General features: G+C 71.5%; 7 protein-coding genes. 6 read left to right on the forward strand and 1 reads right to left on the reverse strand.

What is annotated here, in order from left to right:
- Positions 1-157 precede the first annotated feature (157 nt).
- From ABZ646_RS11585 to ABZ646_RS11610, 6 genes are all read left to right on the forward strand, one after another.
- The gene (locus ABZ646_RS11585; RefSeq protein ID WP_360516220.1) at positions 158-1,969 is read left to right on the forward strand and encodes a phosphatidylglycerol lysyltransferase domain-containing protein; all 1,812 of its coding nucleotides are present in this window, start codon (positions 158-160) and stop codon (positions 1,967-1,969) included.
- Positions 1,970-2,100: 131 nt separating this feature from the next.
- The gene (gene folP, locus ABZ646_RS11590; RefSeq protein ID WP_360516223.1) at positions 2,101-3,018 is read left to right on the forward strand and encodes a dihydropteroate synthase; all 918 of its coding nucleotides are present in this window, start codon (positions 2,101-2,103) and stop codon (positions 3,016-3,018) included.
- Positions 3,015-3,518: a nuclear transport factor 2 family protein gene (locus tag ABZ646_RS11595; protein WP_132889409.1), complete on the forward strand. Its 504-nt coding sequence runs from the start codon at positions 3,015-3,017 to the stop codon at positions 3,516-3,518. Before folP ends, ABZ646_RS11595 begins: the two co-directional genes overlap by 4 nt.
- Before the next feature lie 267 nt (positions 3,519-3,785).
- Positions 3,786-4,145, forward strand: a complete 360-nt coding sequence (gene folB, locus ABZ646_RS11600) for a dihydroneopterin aldolase (protein ID WP_046730900.1) — start codon at positions 3,786-3,788, stop codon at positions 4,143-4,145.
- On the forward strand, positions 4,142-4,753 hold the full coding sequence (folK, locus tag ABZ646_RS11605; RefSeq protein ID WP_360516227.1) for a 2-amino-4-hydroxy-6-hydroxymethyldihydropteridine diphosphokinase: 612 nt from the start codon (positions 4,142-4,144) through the stop codon (positions 4,751-4,753). The genes folB and folK overlap by 4 nt, the downstream gene beginning before the upstream one ends.
- Positions 4,754-4,803: 50 nt before the next feature.
- Entirely contained in the window at positions 4,804-5,292 is a 489-nt protein-coding gene (locus tag ABZ646_RS11610; RefSeq protein ID WP_360516230.1) for a DUF3180 domain-containing protein, read from the forward strand.
- A 12-nt stretch (positions 5,293-5,304) separates the two neighbouring features.
- Here the strand turns inward: ABZ646_RS11610 and folE are convergent, their stop codons facing one another.
- Positions 5,305-5,910 carry a GTP cyclohydrolase I FolE gene (gene folE, locus ABZ646_RS11615; protein WP_360516233.1) on the reverse strand — a complete coding sequence of 202 codons (606 nt, stop codon included), beginning with the start codon at positions 5,908-5,910 and terminating at the stop codon, positions 5,305-5,307.
- Between the last annotated feature and the right edge of the window lie 90 nt (positions 5,911-6,000).

The raw sequence follows: 6,000 nt of genomic DNA on the forward strand, positions 1-6,000 counted from the left end.
TCCCTGGCCTTTGAACCGGCTTTCCGGTGGAGAGTGAACCTCTCCGCCCGAGACACCGTCCTAGAGGGCGCAATGTCGCCGGATGCCCCGATCGGCACCGGGTTCAAGGTCTCTCGCAGAACTACGGGATGCGATGTCTGTCAGGATAGATGGGGAAATGTCGGGCGAGGTTCCGAGCCGATCAGGCCGGGTGCGGCGCATAGTCCGTGGCCCCCGCCCGGAGGCCGTCCCCGCCCTGGTCGGCAGGGCGTGCGCCGTCGTGGGCGTCCTGGACATCGCGGCGGGCGTGTTCCCGCGCTTCCGGCACAGCCGTATGCACGCCATGGCGGAGGTGCTCCCCGGCTCGCTCGGACCGTTCGCCGCCGCGCTCTCACTCAGCGTCGGCGTGCTGTTGCTGCTGCTCGCGCACGGCCTCAAGCGGCGCAAACGCCGGGCCTGGCGGGCCGCGGTCGCCCTGCTGCCGGCCGGCGCCGTGTCGCAGTTCGTCTACCGGCACTCGGTCATCGGCGTGCTCATCTCGCTGGCGCTCTTCGTGCCGCTCGTCATCCACCGCGACGAGTTCAGGGCGCTGCCCGACCCGCGCAGCCGGTGGCGGGCCCTCGCCAACTTCGTCCTGATGAGCGCCGGCTCGCTCGCGCTCGGCCTGGTCGTCGTCAGCGCCCACCCGAAGCGCACGATCGGCGACCCGAGCCTGGCCGACCGCCTCACCCACGTCCTGTACGGCCTGTTCGGCTTCGAAGGCCCCGTCGACTACGAGGGCTCCACGTCCTGGACGGTCGCCTTCTCACTCGGCGCGCTCGGCCTGATCACCGCGGTCACCACCATCTACCTGGCCTTCCGCCCCGAACACCCGGCCGCACACCTCACCGAGGAGGACGAGACCCAGCTGCGCGCCCTCCTCGAGAAGCACGGCGCCCGCGACTCCCTCGGCCACTTCGCGCTCCGCCGCGACAAGGCGGTCGTCTTCTCGCCCAGCGGCAAGGCGGCGGTCACCTACCGCGTCGTCTCCGGCGTGATGCTCGCCAGCGGCGACCCGATCGGCGACGTCGAGGCCTGGCCCGGCGCCATCGAACGCTTCATGGACGAGGCCAAGGCCCACTCCTGGACCCCCGCCGTCATGGGCTGCTCGGAGACGGGCGGCGAGGTGTGGACCCGCGAGACCGGTCTGGACGCCCTCGAACTGGGCGACGAGGCGGTGGTCGACGTGGCGGATTTCTCACTCGCCGGACGCGCGATGCGCAACGTGCGCCAGATGGTCAAGCGCATCGAGCGAGCCGGCTACGAAACCCGGGTACGGCGTATCCGTGACCTCGGCGACGCGGAACTGGAGCGCATCCGCCGGGCGGCGGAGGACTGGCGCGGCACCGACACCGAACGCGGCTTCTCGATGGCCCTCGGCCGCATCGGCGACCCCTCCGACGGCGACTGCCTGATCGCCACCGCCCACAAGTCCGACGAGGAGCCCGGACCCTACGGCGACCTCAAGGCGATCCTGCACTTCGTCCCCTGGGGCACCGACGGCGTCTCCCTCGACCTGATGCGCCGCGACCGCTCGGCCGACCCCGGCATGAACGAACTGCTCATCGTGGCCGCCCTCCAGGCGGCCCCGAAACTCCGCGTCACCCGGATCTCGCTCAACTTCGCGATGTTCCGCTCGGCGCTCGCCCGCGGCGAGAAGATCGGTGCGGGACCGGTGCTGCGCGCCTGGCGCGGACTGCTGGTCTTCCTCTCCCGCTGGTTCCAGATCGAGTCGCTGTACAAGTTCAACGCCAAGTTCCAGCCCCGCTGGGAGCCGCGCTTCGTGGTCTACCGGGCCTCCGGCGACCTCCCGCGCATCGGCTTCGCCGCGATGCAGGCCGAGGGCTTCGTCAGTCTCGCCCTCCCGCTGCCGCGCTTCCTGCGCCGCACCCCCGCCCCGGCCCGTCCCTGCCCCCACCACGCCGCCGAACGCGACGTCCGCGCGGCCTGACCCCATGGCCGGCCTACCCGTGACGGGCCGGCCCGTGACGAGCCCGAGTGGAGCCCCTCCCCCTCCAGCCCGGGGGTGCTCCGCTCGGGCCACCCGGGCTGCCGGGACCGGCCTGGGCCTACGCTGAACGTATGAACAACCACAGCGGACGTGGCCAGGTGACAGGGCTTCCGGCATGGGACCGGTGCGCGGTCATGGGTGTCGTGAACGTGACCCCCGACTCCTTCTCCGACGGCGGCCGCTGGTTCGACACGACGGCAGCCGTCAAGCACGGCCTCGCCCTCGTGGACGAGGGCGCCGACCTGGTCGACGTCGGCGGCGAGTCCACCCGCCCCGGTGCCACCCGGGTCGACGAGGACGAGGAACTGCGCCGGGTCGTCCCCGTCGTCCGCGGCCTCGCCTCCGAAGGCGTCGTCGTGTCCGTCGACACCATGCGCGCCTCCGTCGCCCGGCAGGCCCTGGCCGCCGGCGCCGCCCTCGTCAACGACGTCAGCGGCGGCCTCGCCGACCCCGGCATGATCCCCGTCGTCGCCGAGTCCGGCGCCCCCTTCGTCGTCATGCACTGGCGCGGCTTCCTGGCGGGCGGCAACGTCAAGGGCGTGTACGACGACGTCGTCTCCGAGGTCCTCGACGAACTGCACGCGCGCGTGGACGCCGTGCTCGCCGGCGGCATCTCCCCGGACCGGATCGTCGTCGACCCGGGTCTCGGCTTCTCCAAGGACTCCGAGCACGACCTGGTCCTCCTCGCCCACCTCGACCGGCTGCACGCCCTGGGCCGCCCGCTGCTCGTCGCCGCCTCCCGCAAGCGGTTCCTCGGCCGGGTCCTGGCCGGGCCCGAGGGAGCGCCCCCGCCGGCCAGGGAGCGCGACGCGGCCACGGCAGCCGTCTCCGCGCTCGCGGCGCAGGCCGGCGCGTGGGCGGTACGCGTGCACGAGGTCCGCGCCACGGCCGACGCGGTGCGCGTCACACGCGCCATAGAGGGAGCACGCGCGGCAAACTCCGCGCCCGGCGTGCAGAACCCTTCCCACCGCGCAGAGGGAGCCCGGTGAGCGCCCCCCACACCGACGTCGAGCACGTCGAGGCCGCCAACACCGCCTTCTACGAGGCACTGGAACGCGGTGACTTCGAGACCGTCTCCGGACTCTGGCTCACCCCCGCCGACCTGGGCGTCGACGAGGAGTACCACGACCCGGCCGACACCGGCGTCATCTCCTGCGTGCACCCCGGCTGGCCGGTGCTGACCGGCCGCGGCGAGGTCCTGAGGTCGTACGCGCTGATCATGGCGAACACCGACTACATCCAGTTCTTCCTCACCGACGTGCACGTCTCCGTCACCGGCGACACCGCCCTGGTCACCTGCACCGAGAACATCCTCAGCGGCGGCCCGGCCCCCGAGGGCAGCCACGAACTCGGACCCCTGGTCGGTCAGCTGGTCGTCGCCACGAACGTGTTCCGGCGCACCGACGACGGCTGGAAGCTCTGGTCCCACCACGCCTCCCCCGTGCTCTCCGAGACCGACGAGGACGAGGAGGAGGACACGCCCTCCTGAGCCGGCGCGCCCGTCGAACGACCCCTGCGGCCCATCCGCGCCGAAGAAGTGGCTGGAATCACGAACTCGCCGGTAGGTACGGCGACCGGCCCGTGAGCCGCCGGGTTCTGCAGGGAGAACACCCGGTGAACCCTGCCCCACCCGGCGCACGCCGCCCGCTCCGTACCCCGTTGCTGTCGGTGCCCGCAGGTAGATTCGTGGGTGGCCGGTCCATCGCCCGCACGCGATGCGACCTCGCCGTCACCGACGATTGCAGGAGTGATTCGCGTGGATCGTGTCGCGCTGCGCGGCCTCAGGGCCCGCGGGCACCACGGTGTCTTCCCCAAGGAGCGCGAGGAGGGCCAGACCTTCCTCGTGGACCTCGTCCTCGGCCTGGACACCCGGCCCGCGGCGGCCGACGACGACCTGGCGAAGACCGTGCACTACGGCATCGTGGCCGAGGAGGTCGTCGCCGTGGTCGAGGGGGAGCCGGTGAACCTGATCGAGACGCTCGCCGAGCGGATCGCCCAGGCCTGCCTGAAGCACGAGGGGGTAAGAGAGGTCGAGGTCTGCGTCCACAAGCCCGACGCGCCCATCACCGTCCCCTTCGACGACGTCACCGTCACCATCACCCGGAGCCGAGTATGACCGCATCCTCCCTGCGCGGGCCCAGCGACCCGACCGTACAGCCGGTGCCCGCCTCCGTCGTCGAGCAGGTCGACGCCGCCGACACCACCCTGTCCAACCCCAAACGCGCCGTGGTCGCCCTCGGCTCCAACCTCGGCAACCGCCTGGAGACCCTTCAGGGCGCCGTCGACGCGCTGGAGGACACCCCGGGCGTCCGCATCAAGGCGGTGTCCCCGGTGTACGAGACGGAGCCGTGGGGCGTCGCGCCCGGCAGCCAGCCGTCGTACTACAACGCGGTCATCATGCTGAAGACCACCCTCCCGCCGTCCTCCCTGCTGGAGCGGGCGCACGCGATCGAGGAGGCGTTCAACCGGGTGCGCGACGAGCACTGGGGCCCGCGCACCCTCGACGTCGACATCGTCGCGTACGCCGACGTCGTCTCCGACGACCCGCAGCTCACCCTCCCCCACCCGCGCGCCCACGAACGCGCGTTCGTGCTCGCGCCCTGGTTCGACGTGGACCCCGAGGCCCAGCTGCCCGGCCGCGGCTCGGTCGCCGAGCTTCTGACGGCCCTCACGCGGCACGGCGTGGAAGCACGCGGGGACCTGGAACTCCGACTGCCCGAGTAGTCGTTAAGGTCGAGACGACCACATCGCTGCGGGGGAGCTGAAGGAAAACAGTGAAAGAGCTGCGGATCAGGGTGCTGGCCGGCGTCTTCGTCGTCGCGGCGGTGCTGTCCTGGGCGGCCGCCCGCCTGTGGAACTCGGTGGGGACCCTGCCCAGCGTGCCGGTGGCCGCCCCGATCGTGCTGGCGCTGATCGCGGTGGTCCTGCTCTCCACGGCGCTGTCGCTGCGCGCCCGGCTCAGGGCCCAGCGCGAGCGCCGGCCCGGCGCCAAGGGCGTCGACCCCCTGATGGCCGCCCGCGCGGTCGTCTTCGGCCAGGCCAGCGCCCTGGTCGCGGCCCTGGTCGCCGGCATGTACGGCGGCACGGGCCTGTTCCTCCTGGAACTCCTGGACATCCCCACCCGCCGCGACCAGGCCCTCTACGCCGCCTTCTCGGTCGTCGCGGGCATCGCCGTCATAGCGTCCGCCATCTTCCTGGAACGCGTGTGCAGACTCCCGGAGGACGACGACGACAACCACGGTGGAGCCGAGCCTGTGGCATGATCCCGCCGGGGATCAGCGGGCCATGACGAGGCTCATCGCCTCGTTGCGCGTGGCCGCGTCCCGGAGCTGGCCGCGCACCGCCGACGTTATGGTCTTCGCGCCGGGCTTGCGGATCCCCCGCATCGACATGCACATGTGCTCGCACTCGACGACCACGATCACGCCCCTCGGCTCCAGGATCTTCATCAGGGAGTCGGCGATCTGCGTGGTGAGTCGTTCCTGCACCTGAGGACGGCGCGCGTAGACGTCGACCAGCCGGGCCAGCTTGGACAGCCCAGTGATCTTCCCGCTCTCCGCCGGGATGTACCCCACGTGGGCGACGCCCCGGAACGGGACCAGATGATGCTCACAGGTGCTGTAGACCTCGATGTCCTTCACCAGCACCATTTCGTCATGGCCGATGTCGAACGTGGTGGTCAGGACGTCCTCCGGCTTCTGCCACAGCCCCGCGAAGATCTCCCTGTACGCCCGCGCCACCCGTGCCGGCGTCTCCTTCAGACCCTCTCGGTCCGGGTCCTCGCCCACCGCGATCAGGAGTTCGCGTACGGCGTTCTCGGCGCGTTTCTCGTCGAACTCGCCGATGGTGCCCTCGCCGTCCAGGGTCACGGGGTCGGTCATCTGATGCCTCGTTCCTCAGCCGTACACGTGTGGATCACGCGACTCATGTGCAGGCATTACCGAAATGCCGCGCCCCCCAGGCTAGATCCT

It is taken from the genome of Streptomyces sp. NPDC007162 (assembly GCF_040634175.1).
Lineage (GTDB): Bacteria > Actinomycetota > Actinomycetes > Streptomycetales > Streptomycetaceae > Streptomyces.